This window comes from Tenacibaculum gallaicum (assembly GCF_003387615.1).
Taxonomy (GTDB): domain Bacteria; phylum Bacteroidota; class Bacteroidia; order Flavobacteriales; family Flavobacteriaceae; genus Polaribacter; species Polaribacter gallaicus.
The window spans coordinates 107,197-123,817 of the sequence record NZ_QUNS01000001.1 but is presented as its reverse complement, the minus strand read 5'-3'; the positions used below and the strand labels follow the sequence as shown (position 1 = coordinate 123,817).

Annotated in this window: 16 protein-coding genes; 10 read left to right on the top strand and 6 right to left on the bottom strand. The window is 31.6% G+C overall.

From position 1 onward, the window contains the following. Positions 1 to 60: 60 nt before the first annotated feature. Positions 61 to 408, top strand: coding sequence for a toxin-antitoxin system YwqK family antitoxin (locus tag C7448_RS00585; protein ID WP_115899429.1), 348 nt, complete (start codon positions 61 to 63; stop codon positions 406 to 408). Positions 409 to 463: 55 nt separating this feature from the next. Here the strand turns inward: C7448_RS00585 and C7448_RS00580 are convergent, their stop codons facing one another. Then, complete coding sequence (locus tag C7448_RS00580) at positions 464 to 1,102, bottom strand: ribonuclease H1 domain-containing protein (protein WP_115899428.1); 639 nt, start codon at positions 1,100 to 1,102, stop codon at positions 464 to 466. Continuing rightward, the gene (gene purN / locus C7448_RS00575; RefSeq protein ID WP_115899427.1) at positions 1,095 to 1,664 is read right to left on the bottom strand and encodes a phosphoribosylglycinamide formyltransferase; all 570 of its coding nucleotides are present in this window, start codon (positions 1,662 to 1,664) and stop codon (positions 1,095 to 1,097) included. The genes C7448_RS00580 and purN overlap by 8 nt, the downstream gene beginning before the upstream one ends. 180 nt (positions 1,665 to 1,844) lie before the next feature. On the opposite strand from purN, the gene C7448_RS00570 reads away from it, so the two are divergent. The 5 genes from C7448_RS00570 (at position 1,845) to pyk (ending at position 6,069) form a co-directional block, all read left to right on the top strand. Next, on the top strand, positions 1,845 to 2,081 hold the full coding sequence (locus tag C7448_RS00570) for an acyl carrier protein (protein WP_093871978.1): 237 nt from the start codon (positions 1,845 to 1,847) through the stop codon (positions 2,079 to 2,081). 6 nt (positions 2,082 to 2,087) lie between these two features. Then, positions 2,088 to 3,338 carry a beta-ketoacyl-ACP synthase II gene (fabF, locus tag C7448_RS00565; RefSeq protein ID WP_115899426.1) on the top strand — a complete coding sequence of 417 codons (1,251 nt, stop codon included), beginning with the start codon at positions 2,088 to 2,090 and terminating at the stop codon, positions 3,336 to 3,338. A gap of 6 nt (positions 3,339 to 3,344) precedes the next feature. Next, entirely contained in the window at positions 3,345 to 4,082 is a 738-nt protein-coding gene (gene rnc, locus C7448_RS00560) for a ribonuclease III (RefSeq protein WP_115899425.1), read from the top strand. 84 nt (positions 4,083 to 4,166) lie between these two features. Then, entirely contained in the window at positions 4,167 to 4,637 is a 471-nt protein-coding gene (locus C7448_RS00555; protein ID WP_115899424.1) for an IPExxxVDY family protein, read from the top strand. Positions 4,638 to 4,641: 4 nt separating this feature from the next. Next, positions 4,642 to 6,069: a pyruvate kinase gene (gene pyk, locus C7448_RS00550; RefSeq protein WP_115899423.1), complete on the top strand. Its 1,428-nt coding sequence runs from the start codon at positions 4,642 to 4,644 to the stop codon at positions 6,067 to 6,069. A gap of 56 nt (positions 6,070 to 6,125) precedes the next feature. Here the strand turns inward: pyk and C7448_RS00545 are convergent, their stop codons facing one another. Next, complete coding sequence (locus tag C7448_RS00545; RefSeq protein ID WP_115899422.1) at positions 6,126 to 8,426, bottom strand: M20/M25/M40 family metallo-hydrolase; 2,301 nt, start codon at positions 8,424 to 8,426, stop codon at positions 6,126 to 6,128. 100 nt (positions 8,427 to 8,526) lie between these two features. On the opposite strand from C7448_RS00545, the gene C7448_RS00540 reads away from it, so the two are divergent. Continuing rightward, positions 8,527 to 8,994, top strand: a complete 468-nt coding sequence (locus C7448_RS00540; protein ID WP_115899421.1) for a CBS domain-containing protein — start codon at positions 8,527 to 8,529, stop codon at positions 8,992 to 8,994. Here the strand turns inward: C7448_RS00540 and C7448_RS00535 are convergent, their stop codons facing one another. Both C7448_RS00535 and C7448_RS00530 read right to left on the bottom strand, forming a co-directional pair. Then, positions 8,995 to 9,345: a hypothetical protein gene (locus tag C7448_RS00535; RefSeq protein WP_115900101.1), complete on the bottom strand. Its 351-nt coding sequence runs from the start codon at positions 9,343 to 9,345 to the stop codon at positions 8,995 to 8,997. After that, positions 9,335 to 9,877, bottom strand: coding sequence for a GNAT family N-acetyltransferase (locus tag C7448_RS00530; RefSeq protein WP_115899420.1), 543 nt, complete (start codon positions 9,875 to 9,877; stop codon positions 9,335 to 9,337). Before C7448_RS00530 ends, C7448_RS00535 begins: the two co-directional genes overlap by 11 nt. A gap of 170 nt (positions 9,878 to 10,047) precedes the next feature. Here C7448_RS00530 and C7448_RS00525 point away from each other — a divergent pair, with 170 nt between their 5' ends. From C7448_RS00525 to C7448_RS00515, 3 genes are all read left to right on the top strand, one after another. After that, positions 10,048 to 10,383: a single-stranded DNA-binding protein gene (locus C7448_RS00525; RefSeq protein ID WP_115899419.1), complete on the top strand. Its 336-nt coding sequence runs from the start codon at positions 10,048 to 10,050 to the stop codon at positions 10,381 to 10,383. Positions 10,384 to 10,556: 173 nt separating this feature from the next. Further along, entirely contained in the window at positions 10,557 to 11,297 is a 741-nt protein-coding gene (locus tag C7448_RS00520) for an energy transducer TonB (RefSeq protein WP_115899418.1), read from the top strand. A gap of 18 nt (positions 11,298 to 11,315) precedes the next feature. Beyond that, positions 11,316 to 14,252: a TonB-dependent receptor plug domain-containing protein gene (locus C7448_RS00515; protein ID WP_115899417.1), complete on the top strand. Its 2,937-nt coding sequence runs from the start codon at positions 11,316 to 11,318 to the stop codon at positions 14,250 to 14,252. Positions 14,253 to 14,310: 58 nt separating this feature from the next. Here C7448_RS00515 and C7448_RS00510 read toward each other — a convergent pair whose 3' ends face one another. Beyond that, complete coding sequence (locus C7448_RS00510) at positions 14,311 to 16,434, bottom strand: Tex family protein (protein WP_115899416.1); 2,124 nt, start codon at positions 16,432 to 16,434, stop codon at positions 14,311 to 14,313. Positions 16,435 to 16,621 lie beyond the last annotated feature (187 nt).

Genomic DNA, 16,621 nt, shown 5'->3' with positions numbered 1-16,621 from the left:
AAATATGTAAATTTTTTGTATATTTGTGTTAACAGGTATTAACTTTAAAAGATTTAGATTATGAAAAAATTAATAATAGCAGCTTGTATGTTGTCTGTGACATTTTTACAAGCTCAGGACATAGAACCAAAATATGAAGTTGAGGGTAATTTAGTAAAAGCCACTTATTTTTATGAGGATGGTACTATTAAAGAGCAAGGTTTTTTCAAAGATAAAAAGTTAACAGGTACTTGGACTTCTTTTGATAAGAAAGGAAATAAAGTGGCTATTGGTCATTATGAAGCAGGAAAAAAAGTAGGTAAATGGTTTATGTGGAAAGAAGATGGATTGAAAGAAATCGATTTTAAAGATAATGCCATAGCAAGCGTACAAACTTGGAAAGAAGAGACCAAAATGGCAGTGAAATAAGTTAATATTTTGCAGAATAAGAGAATTAGACCGAGTATTTTATATACTCGGTTTTTTATTTTCTACCAAAATCAGCAGGAATTTCGCCCCAAGCTTTAGTTTCCCACTTTAACAATGGGTTTTTAAATGAATTTTGTTGTAACCAGTTTTCAGCACGTCTAATTAAGTCTAAAATTTCTTTATTAGAACTATCAAATGTAATATTAGTTCTACACTGTTTCTTTTTAATCCAGCTCATAGCTATTTTAGAGTCCGAATAAATTGGGAGAGAATCCATGTTTTTACTTTTTAACAAAGCAATTCCATGCACAAGAGCTAAGAATTCACCAATATTATTAGTGCCATTTTTAAATGGCCCCATTTTAAATATTTCTTTCTTATTATGAGTTAAAACACCTCTGTATTCCATCAAACCAGGGTTGCCTGCACAAGCAGCATCAACAGATATACTTTCTAAAATAGGAGAGCCATATTTAGCTTTTTCTTCTGGAGAAAGCGTTGTTTTTTTAGTGTCTTTTCCTTTATACTCGTTATAGCTTTTCTTTAACGCTAATTCAGCTTCTTTTTTATCAGTAAAGGCCTTGTATTGTGCACCAGTAAATCCGTCAATTTGCTTTTTACAAGCATCCCAAGACGAAAAAACACCTGTTTTTTTGCCTTTCCAGACTACATAGTACTTTTTTTTCTTACCCATTCTGTAAAATTATCTCTTCAATAACCTTTGGGAAATGTTCATATTCTAACTCGTGAACTTTTTGAGCTATGGTTTCAGGAGTATCTTCAGAAGAAATTGAAGTTTTAACTTGAGAAATAATAGCTCCCTCATCATAATTTTCATTTACATAATGAATGGTGATACCTGTTTCAGTTTCATTATTTTCTTTTACGGCATTATGTACGTTCATTCCGTACATTCCTTTTCCTCCATATTTTGGCAACAATGCTGGGTGTATATTGATTATTTTATTAGGAAAGGCTTCTACGATTTTAGAAGGAATACGCCATAAAAACCCCGCTAACACTATAATATCTGCTTCTGCTTGTAAAAAATTTAATACGGTATCATCTTTTGTAAAGCTTTCTTTGTCAAACAATGAAGCATCAATATTTAATCTTTCACAACGATCAAAAACTTTGGCACGCTGGTTGTTAGAAAGCACATGAGTAACAATCGCAGTTTTAGTTGAATTAAAGTATTTAATGATGTTTTCGGCATTAGATCCAGAACCTGAAGCAAAAATTACGATGCGTTTCATGTCAAATTTTAGTTGTTTTGTTACTACAAAAAAAAGAATAATTATTAACAATGGTGGTGTTTGTAGCAAAATATTCAGGTATTTTTTTTATTTTAGGCATCACATTTTTGAGCAAAAGTTAGAATTAATAACTAAGATTTGTATTTTTGCCTCGATTTTAAATTTTAAAACAAACAAATTATGTCAGACATTGCATCAAGAGTAAAAGCAATTATCGTAGACAAATTAGGAGTAGACGATAACGAAGTAACTAACGAAGCAAGCTTCACAAACGATTTAGGAGCAGATTCTTTAGATACGGTTGAGTTAATCATGGAATTCGAAAAAGAATTTGATATTCAAATTCCAGATGATCAAGCAGAAAATATTGGTACTGTAGGTCAAGCGGTTAGCTATATTGAAGACGCAAAAAAATAAGATTATATGCAATTAAAACGAGTTGTAGTAACTGGACTTGGCGCATTAACGCCAATAGGAAACAATAAAGAAGAGTATTGGAATAGCTTGGTTAACGGAGTTAGCGGAGCAGCACCTATAACGTATTTTGATGCTGCCAAGTTCAAAACTCGTTTCGCATGTGAGCTTAAGGATTTCAACGCGACCGATTTTATAAATAGAAAAGAGGCGCGTAAAATGGATAGATTTACGCAGTACGCGATGGTTGCTTCTGATGAAGCAATCGCCGATGCTAAGTTAAACCTTGATGACGTTGATAAATTAAGAGTTGGCGTTATTTGGGGAGCTGGTATTGGAGGATTAGAAACATTCCAAAATGAAGTATTGAATTATGCTGAAGGAGATGGTTCACCTCGTTTCAATCCATTCTTTATCCCAAAAATGATTGCAGATATTGCTCCTGGGAATATTTCTATTAAAAATGGATTTATGGGGCCAAATTATACTACGGTATCTGCCTGTGCATCATCAGCTAATGCTATGATTGATGCTTTAAATTATATTCGACTAGGTCATTGTGATGTAGTTGTAACTGGTGGTAGTGAAGCTGCTGTTACAATTGCAGGGATGGGTGGTTTTAATGCTATGCATGCCTTATCTACTAGAAATGAAAGTCCAGAAACAGCTTCAAGACCTTTTGATGCTGAACGTGATGGATTTGTTTTAGGAGAAGGAGCAGGTGCAATAGTCTTAGAAGAATATGAACATGCTAAAGCTCGTGGAGCTAAAATTTATGCAGAAGTTATTGGTGGAGGATTGTCTTCAGATGCTTACCACATGACAGCACCTCACCCTGACGGAATTGGTGTAATTGCAGTAATGAAAAACTGTCTTGAAAATGCTGGAATAAAACCAGAAGACGTAGACCACATCAACACTCACGGTACTTCAACTCCTTTAGGAGATGTTGCAGAATTAAAAGCAATCTCTGAAGTTTTTGGAAACCACGCTAAAAACATTAATATCAACTCAACAAAGTCTATGACAGGACATTTGTTAGGTGCTGCTGGTGCTATTGAAGCAATTGCTTCTTTATTAGCAATGGAGCACGGTGTTGTTCCTCCAACAATTAATCATACTAATGTTGATGAAAACATCAACTCAGAGTTAAACTTAACGTTAAACAAAGCTCAGAAAAGAGAGATTAAAGTTGCAATGAGTAATACATTTGGTTTTGGTGGTCATAATGCTTGTGTAGCCTTTAGAAAACTAGATTAATCTTTTATGAACTTCCTTCGTAGAATTGTTAAACCCCAAAATAAAGAGGATGAAAACTTCTACTACGAATTAAAAGAACTGCTTAATTTTAAACCAATTAAGTTATCGTATTATAAAAAAGCATTTACGCACAGATCTTTAAAATTAGTAGATAGTAAAGGACACCCTGTTAACTACGAACGTTTAGAGTTTTTAGGAGATGCCATTTTAGGTACAGTTATAGCTTCTTACCTGTTTAAAAAAGTACCTGAAGGAGATGAAGGGTATTTAACGCAAATGCGTTCTAAGATTGTAAGTAGAGAGCACTTAAATAGTTTAGGTAAAGACCTTGAGCTAATTAGGTTTATAAAAAGTAACATTTCCAAAGAACATGTTAGTAATAATATTCATGGAAATATTTTTGAAGCTCTAGTAGGTGCAATATATTTAGATAGAGGATACAATTATTGTCATCAGTTTATTTATGAACAAGTAATAATGCCTTACGTAGATATTGAACGATTGGAAGGAAAAATATCTAGTTATAAAGGTTTTGTTATAGAGTGGTGTCAAAAGCAAAAGAAAAAGTATAAGTTTGAATCATACGAAGATTCAGGTAACCAAAGTAAGAAACACTTCAGTGTTCGGGTTAGTATAGATGGTAACATCATAGCTAAGGGTAGAGCAACGTCTAAGAAAAAAGCAGAGGAAATTGCAGCAAAAAGAGTATATTTTGCTATGCAAAAGCAAATGCTAAATTCTTAACACGTAAACAAAAAACGTTTTCGTAAATTTTACATAGTATTTTCTATACATTCATTAATTTAGCAAAAACAAATAATTGTTTTTATGCCAATTTATGAGGTGAATATAAATGAATTTTCTAACGATGATTATACATTGATAGGTATTCATACTACTTTAGGTGAGTATAAATTAGCATATTTATTAAACCAATATTTACAAATTAAGTTTAATAGGGCAAATTATGATTTAGACTTTATTAAAAAAGGTAGTCAATCATCTTATACAGTATATGAATATACCAATGCAAAACTATGTCAAGATTGGTTTTTAATTGCAAATGTATATAAGTCAATTCTTGAATCAGAATCAATAAGTCTTTTTAATCAAAGTGATTCAATTACGCGTTTGATACCAGAAAAGAAAAAGGTTGATTTTTTTTTAAAACTAGAAGGAGATTTTGATTATGACTCAATTCTAAAAATTATAGAAGTAATTAAACAAATTCCTCAAATTATAACCTCTTATCAAATAGAGGTAAACTCATTAAAATCGAAAGATTTTTTAATTTTTTAATTATATGCCACACAACAAGAAAACAAAAATTGTAGCAACATTAGGTCCAGCAACAAACACAAAAGAAATTTTGGCTAATATGGCAGCAGCTGGTGTAAATGTTTTTAGAATTAATTTTTCACATGCCGATTATGAAGTAGTAAAAGAACGTGTACGTCAAATACGTGAGATAAATGATGAAAGAGGCTATAACGTAGCAATATTAGCAGATTTACAGGGGCCAAAGCTTAGAGTTGGTGTAATGCAAGATGGAGTAGAATTAAAAGCGGGAGACACCTTTATTTTTACTACAGAAAAATGTGAAGGAACACAAGAGAAAGCTTTTATGACCTATCAGCGTTTTCCAAAAGATGTAAAGGTAGGAGAGAAGATTTTAGTTGATGATGGTAAGTTGATGTTTGAAGTAACAGCAACAGATAAAGAAAGTGAAGTTGTTACTAAAGTAATAGTTGGAGGAGCTTTAAAATCGAAAAAAGGAGTTAACCTTCCAAACACTAAAATTTCATTACCAGCTTTAACAGAAAAAGATAAGAAAGATGTAGTTTTTGCATTAGAGCAAGAAGTGGATTGGATAGCTCTTTCGTTTGTAAGAACACCAGAAGACTTACGTATTTTACGTGATATAATTAAACAGAAATCACGTTATAGAGTTCCTGTAATAGCAAAAATAGAAAAACCAGAAGCTGTTGAAAACATAGATGCTTTAATTCCGTATTGTGACGGATTAATGGTAGCTCGTGGTGATTTAGGGGTTGAAGTACCAATGCAAGATGTACCTTTGATACAAAAAATGTTAGTTCGTAGAGCTAAGCAAGCGAGGATTCCGGTAATTATAGCTACACAAATGATGGAAACTATGATTGAAAACTCTGTACCAACAAGAGCAGAGGTAAATGATGTAGCAAATTCTATTATGGATGGAGCAGATGCTGTAATGCTTTCAGGAGAAACTTCAGTAGGAAAACACCCAATAAGAGTTATTCAAAAAATGACTGAAATTATTGGAAGCGTAGAATTTTCAGATTTAATTGAAGTTCCGCAAGAGCCACCACACATACGTACTAAAAGATTTATAACAAAATCAGTATGTCATCATGCAGCATTGATGGCGGATGATATTGATGCAGCAGCAATATCAACTTTAACCAATAGTGGATATACAGCTTTTCAAATTTCTGCTTGGAGACCAAAATCACACGTGCTAGCATTTTCATCTGAAAAGAGAATCTTAGGAAAGTTAAATCTTCTGTGGGGTGTTAGGGCTTATTTTTACGATAGAGAACTAAGTACCGATGATACTATTGAAGATATTAATGAAATAGCTAAAGAAAAAGGTTATGTAAAAACAGGAGATTTTATGATAAATTTATCTTCAATGCCCGTAAAAGCTAAAGGAATGGTGAACACTTTACGTGTTTCTCATATTGACTAAATAAAGACAATAAAATATAGAAAAAGCTCAACTTTAAAAGTTGAGCTTTTTTGGTTTTATAATTTAAGTTTTCGTGTACAAATAATAGCATCGTTAACTACAAAAGGCATCGGCATCATTATTTCGCTTCTAGGTCGTATGGTAAACTTAGGGTGGGATAATAAATCATTAGATATCTCATTAATTACAATATCAGGCTGGGTATTTTTATCAATAGTAAAAGAAATAGTCAAATCTTTATCAGTATTTGCCATTTGATAAATTAATAGTGTTCCCTTATCGGCTGTAAAAGCTTTTCCTTTATCGTACAAAGTTCCGTTAACAGTAAAATTAGTTAACTCTATTTGAGTATTTGTGTACAACTCATATTTATCAATGTTTCGCGTAGGCGTAATTGTGAATGAAACATTTCGAAAGTTATTATTAGTTGTATCTTGATTAATTTTAATATTAGAAATACGAATGTTTTTATTTTCTGCTTTTTTATAATAGTTAAAAGAAGTATTGTATTTACTTTTTCCAGCCATTAAATCGGCACCACCTTGTTTAGATTCATCGTTAAAATATTGTTTCGTGTATCCATCTAATGTTTTATTATGACTAGCCCAATACGAGGTGTTAGTGTCAGAATTTTGAATAAAAACTAGGCTATTAGGCTTTTTCTTTTCAATTGAAAAACCGCTATTAAATGTAGCAAGTACAAAGAATAGTAACGTAAGAAAACCAGTTAATGTTTGCCATCCGTTTTTAGTTTTTTCTTGATAAAAAACAGGGAGCATCAATCCGAAAAGAAACACCAAAAGTATGGCAGAAATAAATAATGTTTTTAATCCTAATGCTACAGGAAATAACTGAACCATAGGAGCAATCATGTATATAGTAGGGATAGATATAATTGCAAACAACGTAGCTCTAGAGGTTTTGTTAATATTCATAAAGAGCAAGATTGCTAAAATGAATAAAGAAGCAAAAACAGGAATAATAAAGAAACCCGCTCCTGGTAAATTCATGTAAATTATAACATTTATAACCAATCCAAAAGTTATAGGAGCGACTAGTAAATCGATAGCTTTAGCTTCTTTTAGCTTATTATATACTTTAAAAAGAATCCAAAGATTTAAAAGAACAAAAGCAATAATGTATTGATATCCGTTATAAGTAAAACCATGAAGTATATCGGTATATTGTGGATGGATAATCAACAATAATTGCCATAACCCGTATGATATACCTACGCATACTACTAAAGATAGTATGTAAGGAATAAAGCCTTTTAATACACCTATTACGGTCATCTTCTTTTTATATATACCTACTGTAACTAAAATTATAAATAATAAAAAAGCAATGATTAGCATTGGTAATACCCAAGAAAACGGATAGGTTAAAAGCTTTATAAAAGGAAAGTTTACATAAATATAATCTGTATCGCTATTCAGGTTGGTTAAATCAGCATTAGCAAAGTAATTTAACGAAGTGGTAAAATAATCCGCTTGATGTAAAAGTGTTTCTCTATTTAATCTTTCGTATGAATCTTGTTCAGTATGATAATCAAAATGATCATCAATAAAAGCAAAATTAAATCCGTTAATATTCCCTTTTTCTCTAAAAACAGTTAAATCGGTATCGTTAGGAAGTTTTTTATATACACCATACATTAAAGAATTAGCAGCAGGGTAATTGGGGGTTGCATTTAAAAACTCAGTTAATAACGTTTTGTTTTTCCCGTTAGTCTCCATCAACATATAACTAGAACCACCACTACCACGTGCTTCAAAATTTAGTACTAATCCAACATCTTTTGCCCAAGGATGATTTTCAACAAAAGCTTGTGCGCCTAAAAGTCCTAACTCTTCAGCATCAGAAAAGAGAATAATAATATCATTTTTAGGTGTTTTACTTGCTGCTAAGTAAGCTCTTACACCTTCTAAAATAGTTACCACGCCAGAACCAGCATCACTTGCGCCTAACGATGAATGTGGATTAGAATCGTAATGAGTTAAAAGTAATAAAGCTTTGCTATTTTCAGTTCCTTTAATTCTAGCAATAATATTTTCTGTAGTAGTTGCTGCTCTCCATTTTTTATTAATAGCAGTTTGATATTGAATTTCAGGCTCTAAATTCAGTTTTTTCAACTCTTGTACTAGATAATCTTGTACTTTTTTGTGTTCTTCAGATCCAGTATGATGCGGCTTTTGAGAAATGTTTTTTAAATGATAGAGTGCATTATCAATTGAAAATTCAGTAGCACTAATTTCTTTTTTTGAAGAGGTTACACTGGGTATTATATCGTTAAAGCTCCAATAAACAGTTAAAATAATGATGAGAACTGCAAGGTAATTTCTTGATGATTTCATAGTTGGATTTTAGTATTTATAAAAGTAAGTAATTTATTTTTTAAGAAGAAAAAACATAATCAATTAAAAATCAGTATATTTAGTAGTAAATTTTAGTATTATGGCAATTAAAAGTTTTCAAGGAAAGAGGTCGAGTACACCCCAAGAAGAGAAGGTACCAATGTTGGTTTCAGATTATATGAGTACAAAATTAATTACGTTTAAAGAAGAACAACCTATTGAAGATGCAATAGATGTACTTATAAAGCAAAAAATATCTGGAGGTCCTGTTGTTAATAAAAAAAATGAATTGGTAGGAATTATTTCAGAAGGTGACTGTATAAAACAAATATCAGAAAGTAGGTATTACAATTCACCAACTGCTAAGAACAACACCGTTGGAAAAGCTATGGTGAAAGAAGTAGAAACGATTGATGGTAACATGAATATTTTAGATGCTGCTAATAAGTTTTTAGAATCACGAAGAAGACGCTTTCCCATTGTTGAAAATGGTAAGTTAGTAGGGCAAATTAGTCAAAAAGATGTACTTATTGCTGCTATGAAACTTAAAGGGAATACGTGGAAATAGTTAATCTTGCTTAACTAATAAGTATAGTTCATTCTCTAATACTAAATATCCTTGGTCATACACATAAAAATAGGTGTTGCCCGTTTTTGTGATATAAAGAGATGTGATAAATTTAAAGTCAAAACCTCTATCAAATAATTTACGTCGCGTTACTTTTGTTTTACCAGAAGTGTTTAGCTCAGAAAGAATTTTATAGTTTTTTCGTAAACGGTTGTTGGTGTTTCTAATTAAGTTTTTACTCTCCTTGTTAACCTTGTTATTATGTGCATTTCTACAATAATCAGAACAAAACTTCTTGTCAACCCTACCAATTACTTTTTCTCCACACTCCAAACATTGCTTATTGCTCATAATCTGACTTTTTAAGTTCGTACCATTTGGCTTCATGACCTTCAAAAACAAAATCATTTACATAGCGCAAGCCTATTTTTTGTAGAATTTTGTTAGAACCAATATTTTCAGTTTCGGCAGCACCATAAATAATATCATAATTCAATTTTTTAAAACCGAAGTCTAAACAAGCAAAAGCAGCTTCTGAAGCATAACCTTTACCCCAAAAACGCGGAATAAAACGATAACCAATATCAATAAAATTAGTAAAGCCGTTCAACGTTTCTTTTTCTCCTTGATTAAGCTTTAATCCAGACCATCCAATAAAATCACCTGAAGTTTTTTCTATACAAGCAAACCTACCAATACCTCTTTCTTTATACTGTTCCTGTATAAAAGCTATATTATCTTCAGCTTGTTTGTAGGTGGTAATAGGTTTATTGCCTAGATATTTATGTACTTCAGGATTTGAGTCTAACTCAAAAATACCTTCTAGATCATTTTTTTTAAACTCACGTAAAATTAAACGTTCGGTTTCTAAATAAAACTTCATGCTGTAGGTGTTTGGAAACAAAGGTATTAAAAATAATTAAACGATTACATTCATTTACAAACGAAAACAAATGATTACTAACCGGTTTTAATTTGTATGCTGTTTCATCTTTGCAGTGTCAATTCGTTTGAATGGCAAATTCTTAACTGTTTAACATTAAAACAAATATTATGAACGCACTAAAAAACAGAGTACAGTTAATAGGTAATTTAGGAAACACCCCAGAAATCATCACTTTAGATTCTGGAAAGAAACTAGCAAAGTTTACTATTGCAACTAATGAAACGTATAAAAATGCACAAGGAGAAAAGATAACCGATACACAATGGCATAATGTCGTAGCTTGGAATAAAACAGCAGAGATTATAGAAAAATATTTAGAAAAAGGAAAAGAAGTGATGATAGAAGGGAGACTTACTTCCCGTTCTTTTGAAGATAAAGAAGGTAATAAACGTTATATAACAGAAGTAGTTTGTAATGAATTGTTGATGTTAGGAAATAAATAAGTGGGTAAGTTGTTGAAAAAGAGATTGAAAAAAGAGCCTGAGAAAATAGGTTCTTTTTTTTAAAAAAAGATAAGGTAGTATTCAAAAAACACTTACTTTTGCCGGCCATTCCCCCGACCATATCTAATTCGTAAGAATACTCTATACCCTTTATTAATTATATAATTACTTATATGAGAAAGTATTTTTTAGTAGTTTTTTTATTGTCGTCTTTTAATTTCTATGCTCAACAAGAAGTATGCGAATCTCCTGATGAATCTTTGATTGATGTTAATAGTATAACAAAATGTACTATTGAACCAATAAAAAACTCAAAGAAAAAAGCAGATAGACAAATTAAAGTTAAAATATCTGCAAGTAAAAGATATCTTAAAAAAAGAGTTGTTAAAAAAAAGGCACAAGCTATAAGCTCAGTTAGTACTTTAAATGTTAATGATGTTTCTGCTTCTGAAGATGTGAAGATAGAAAATGAAGAGATTGCTAAGAAAACATCAGGTTATAAAAACAATCTAACAAGGATAACAGAGATGTTATCAAAAGAAGAATTATCTGAGGCAAAAAAACTTTTTTATACAGAAAAAATACCATCTTTTGATAAATGTAAAAAAGCAAAGAAAAAAGACAGACTTGATTGTTTTAATTTAGAGATGGTTAATCACATTAATAAACACTTTCGCTATCCTGGAGAAGCGATAAGAAACCAAATTCAAGGAGAAGTTTGGATTCGTTTCGTTATAGATAGAGATGGTTATGTAACAAATATTAAAACTTTAGGCCCTGACGGAGGAGAAATCCTTAATGAAGAAGCAAAACGAGTGGTATCTATGCTACCTCGCTTCGAACCAGGAAAAAATAAAGGAAAACGTGTGCCTGTAAAATATGGTTTTCCAATAAACTTTTCATTAGAAGAATAAAAATCAATTAAATTTAAAATGTTAAAAAAACAATTAGTAATGATTGTTTTTACCTTAGCTGCTATAACAAGTTATGCTCAGGTAAAAATATCAGGTTCGGTGTATGATGAATATTTAGAGCCGTTTTACAATGCGAAAATTTCAAACGGTGAAACTTTTACAGTTTCAGATGAAGAAGGAAACTTTTCAATCGTTTTATCAAGTAATACGTTACCTCAAACATTAACAATTTCTGCTTTTGGATTTAAAACAGAAGAGGTTTCAATTATTTCTTTTGAGAAAAAGATAAACGTAGTTTTGAAAGAAAACCTTCTGTTAGATCAAGTGGTTATATCAGCTTCTAGAACTCCAGAAAAAATTATTGAATCTCCTGTTACCATAGAAAGGCTAGGGTTAACTGATATTAAAAAGAATAGCTCAAATTCTTTTTATGACGGATTAGCTAATTTAAAAGGAGTTGATGCCAGAGAGGTTAGCTATGGTTACAAATCTATAAACACTAGAGGGTTTGCTGATTTTAATAATTCAAGATTTGTTCAGTTGGTAGATGGTATGGATACAGCAGCACCAGCTTTAAATACAAGTGCTGGTAACTTATCTGGTGTATCTGAATTAGATATTTTAAGTGTAGAGATATTACCAGGAGCATCTTCGGCTTTATATGGTGCCAATGCTTATAATGGTATTATGATAATGAATACTAAAAACCCATTTAACCATACAGGTGTAAGTGTTTTAGTAAAAGGTGGAATGACTAGTCAAGAAGCGGCAGGCAACAACCCTTTTTATGATGTTAGTACTCGAATGGCATATAAGTTTAGTGATGCTTTTGCAGCAAAAGTAAACTTCTCTTATTTTGAGGCAGAAGAGTGGCATGCTACCGATAATAGAAACAAAAGAATTGACACTAATGAGATTATTGACGGAAGCTTTGATGCTTCTCAAAGTTTAGATTACGATGGTGTCAACATGTATGGAGACGAAGATTTTGCAGATTTAACTAGCTCAACTCCTGTACTTGTATATTTAAGGTATTTAGATGCATCATCACTAGATGAAGATTCTAAATTAAAATTCCCGATAGGAACACATATTAGTAGAAAAGGATATACAGAAAGAGAATTGGTTAGAGATTATAAATCTAAAAACTTAAAGTTTTCTACCTCATTACATTACCGACCTTTTAAAGATGAATCGTTAGAAATTCAGTTAGCTACAAGAATAGCAATGGGTGATAACATGTTTCAAGGAGCTGCATCAAGATTTGCACAACGTAACTATTATATAGGGCAGTCTAAGTTAGAGGTAAAAGGAGATAACTTCTTTGTAAGAGGATATTATACACGTAATGATGCAGGAGATAGTTACGATTTAACAAGCACAGCTCAAAGATTAAACTCATTAGCAGATGCTAAAATTCCTGTTTTATCTGGTATAACTTATAGACCAACTTGGGGAGATTATTATGCAATACAATACATGGATCTTATAAATAATGATCCGTCTCTTATAGGGGCTTCTGGAAATGCTTTCAATGTAAATGATATTGATCCAAGAGTTATAGCAATGTCTAGAGAATTTGCAGATCAATTTAGATTAAATCCAGGTACTGCTGAATTTACCAATGGATTTAATTCAATTACATCAACATTAATAACTGAAGGAGGGAGTAAAATTTACGACAAAAGTGCTTATGCACATGTGGATGCAAACTATAACTTTAGAAGCTTACTTAATGATTGGGCAGATGTTCAAGTTGGAGGTTCTTATAGAAACTATAATCCAGAATCAAAAGGAACAATATTTAATGATGCTAACGAAGAAATAAATATTGAAGAATACGGTTTCTATACACAACTTCAAAAGAAATTTTTAAATGAAAGATTAAAGTTTACAGGTTCTATCCGTTACGATAAATCTGAAAACTTTTCAGTAAACTATTCACCAAGGTTAGCGCTTAACTATGCTTTAGGAGAAGAAAAATTGCATATAATTAGAGCATCGTATCAAACAGGATTTAGAAATCCAACAATTCAAGAGCAGTATATGTTCGCTTTTTCAGCCAGAAAAATTACCGTAGGTTCTACAGATGATAACCTAAGAAGAATAGGAATACCTACTGTTAGTAGATATGAAGATCCGACAACAGGTGATACTGTAACAGAAAACTCTATTACAACAGGAGATGATATAATTAATAATGCTTTATTAACAAGATCTGTATATGATTTAGGTTTTATTGATGAGAGAGGACAAAATATTAAATCTGAATATAAAGAAATACAAGCAGAAGAAGTTAGAACGTTTGAGTTAGGGTATAGAAGTCTTTTAAATATAAATAATACTAACTTAGATATAGACTTTAACGCATTTTATAGTGTACACAACGATTTTGTGTTTTTCCAAGACGTGGTGGTGCCAAATATAGGAAACGTAATAGCAACAGGTCAATTAGATCCTTTAGCTGCTGAAGCAATTAGAACAGGAAGTGTAACTGAGTTTAACTTAATTACGAATGCTAAATCTAAGATTAACTCTTACGGTATTGGTATTGGTTTCAATACAAAGTTATTTAGAAATTTCAATATAGGTGCAAATTATAATTTCACAGATTTTGAAATGAAAGAAGACTTAGATTTTGGATCTTTTGAGCCTAACTTTAATACACCAAAACATAGTGCTAAAATTCAGTTTGGAAATGAAAAGCTTTTCAAAAACTTTGGGTTTAATATCAATGCAAGATGGACTGATAAATATAGATGGGTTTCAACTTTTGTAAAAGGTAATGTTGATGCAAGAACTGTTTTAGATGCACAATTAAATTATCGTATTCCTAGTTTAAAATCTAAGTTTAAAATTGGAGGTACAAATTTATTCGGTAAAGAATACCAACATGCTCCAGGGTTAGGGAACATAGGTAGGTTATATTACCTTTCTTGGATTATTAATAACTAAAAAAGAAGTTATTATTCATACAAAAAAACGAGCTAATTTAATTAGCTCGTTTTTTTTGTTAAAAATTCATACTTAACTGAATACGTTTTCTTGCAGTATCTACCTCCAATACCTTAACTTGAACGTGTTGATGTAAGCTTAGATGCTCGTTTACATCCTTCACAAAAGTGTCAGAAAGGTTAGAAACATGTACTAAACCACTTTCCTTAATGCCTATATCAACAAAACAACCAAAATTGGTAATGTTATTCACAATCCCAGGAAGTATCATACCTGTTTTTACATCATCAATGGTTTTAATGTGTTCATTAAAGCTGAAAGCTTTTGCTTTTTCACGAGGATCTAATCCAGGTTTTTCTAACTCTTTTACTATATCTTGTAGCGTAGGTAACCCGTAAGAGTCTGTTATGTATTGTTGTAGTTTTAGTTGTTTTAAAACGGAAGAATTACCTATTAAATCATTTACTTTGGTTCCTGCATCTTTTGCCATTTGTTTTACTAAGGAATAACGTTCAGGATGTACAGCAGAGTCATCTAATGGATTATTACCATTTTTAACACGTAGAAAACCAGCCGATTGCTCGAATGCTTTTCCTCCTAAACGAGGAACTTTTTTAATAGCAGTTCTATCGGTAAAAGTTCCATTTTCATTTCTGTAATTCACTATGTTTTCAGCCAATTTAGGTCCAATTCCAGAAACATAACTTAATAAAGAAGCACTAGCTGTATTAATATTAACACCTACTTTGTTTACACAATGTTCTACTACAGTGTCTAGTGATTTTTTTAATTGTGTTTGATCTACATCGTGTTGGTATTGACCTACACCAATCGATTTGGCTTCTATCTTTACCAGTTCAGCTAAAGGGTCAGCTAATCTACGACCAATTGAAACAGCTCCACGAACCGTTACATCGTAATTAGGAAACTCATCTCGTGCAATTTTAGAAGCAGAATAAATAGAAGCACCAGCTTCACTTACAACAAATACTTCTATATCATTTTTAAAGTGGATACGTTTCACCAAGCGTTCAGTTTCTCTTGAAGCAGTTCCGTTACCTATAGCAATGGCTTCTATTTTATAAGCATCTGTTAAAGAGCTAAGTTTGTTCATTGCTTCTTTGGATTGGTGTTGAGGTGCGTGCGGAAAAATAGTTTCGTTATGTAATAACTTTCCTTGCTCACTTAAACAAACCACTTTACAACCCGTTCTAAATCCAGGGTCGATAGCTAAGATTCGCTTTTCACCCAAAGGAGAACCTAATAGTAATTGTTGTAAATTTTTAGCAAATACTTTAATGGCGTTTTCGTCAGCTTTTTCTTTGGCAATAGATAAAGCTTCATTTGATAACGCAGGAAAAAGCAAACGTTTATAAGCATCAGCAATAGCTGATTCAATTTGCTCAGCACATTCATTATTCGAACGAATAATTCTGTCCTCCATTTTTTGAAGTGCTCGTTCATTATCAATACTAATTTTTACGCGAATAAAACCTTCTTTTTCGGCACGTAAAATAGCTAGCAATCGATGAGAAGGTATTCTACCTAGGTTTTCTTCCCAATCAAAGTAATCTTTAAATTTTTGAGCAGCTTCATCATCTTTTTTGGTTTTGATAACCTTGGTTACAATGCTAGCAAAACGCTCTAATTGGTAACGTATGTTATTTCGAATATCAGTTCGTTCGTTAATCCATTCCGCAATAATATGGCGAGCGCCTTCTAACGCTTTTTCTTCGGATTCAACGTCATTGTTTACATATTTTGAAGCCGTGTATTCCAAATCGTTTACACGTTGACTCATAATTATCTTCGCCAAGGGTTCTAAACCGTTTTTACGAGCTGTTTCTGCTTTAGTTTTTCGTTTCTTCTTATAAGGAAGATAAATGTCTTCTAGCGTAGTTAAATCTTCTATTTTTTCAATTTTAGCTTTTAACTCATCTGTTAAAGCACCTTGTTCTTCAATAGCTTTTAAAATGGCTGATTTTCGCTTCTCTAACGCTTCAAATTGTTCTTTAAGTTGTACAATTTGACCTATTTCAACTTCATCTAAATTACCTGTTTTTTCTTTTCGGTAACGAGCTATAAAAGGAATGGTACAATCTTCATTTAACAATTCAATAGTGTTTTGAATTGATTTTTGAGAGAGTTGTGTACGAGAAATTATATATGAGATGAGTTGCATTGAAAAATATTTTAAATAAAAAACCTCGCATAAATAGCGAGGTTGCGAATATAATAAATGTTTATATGTAAGCTATAAATTATCCGTTATTCACTTTTTGAGAAGGTTGCACAAAGGCTAATTTACTATAAAGCACATATAAAAAATAAATAGAGATAAGGGCGAAAAAAATATGCTGGTTTATTTA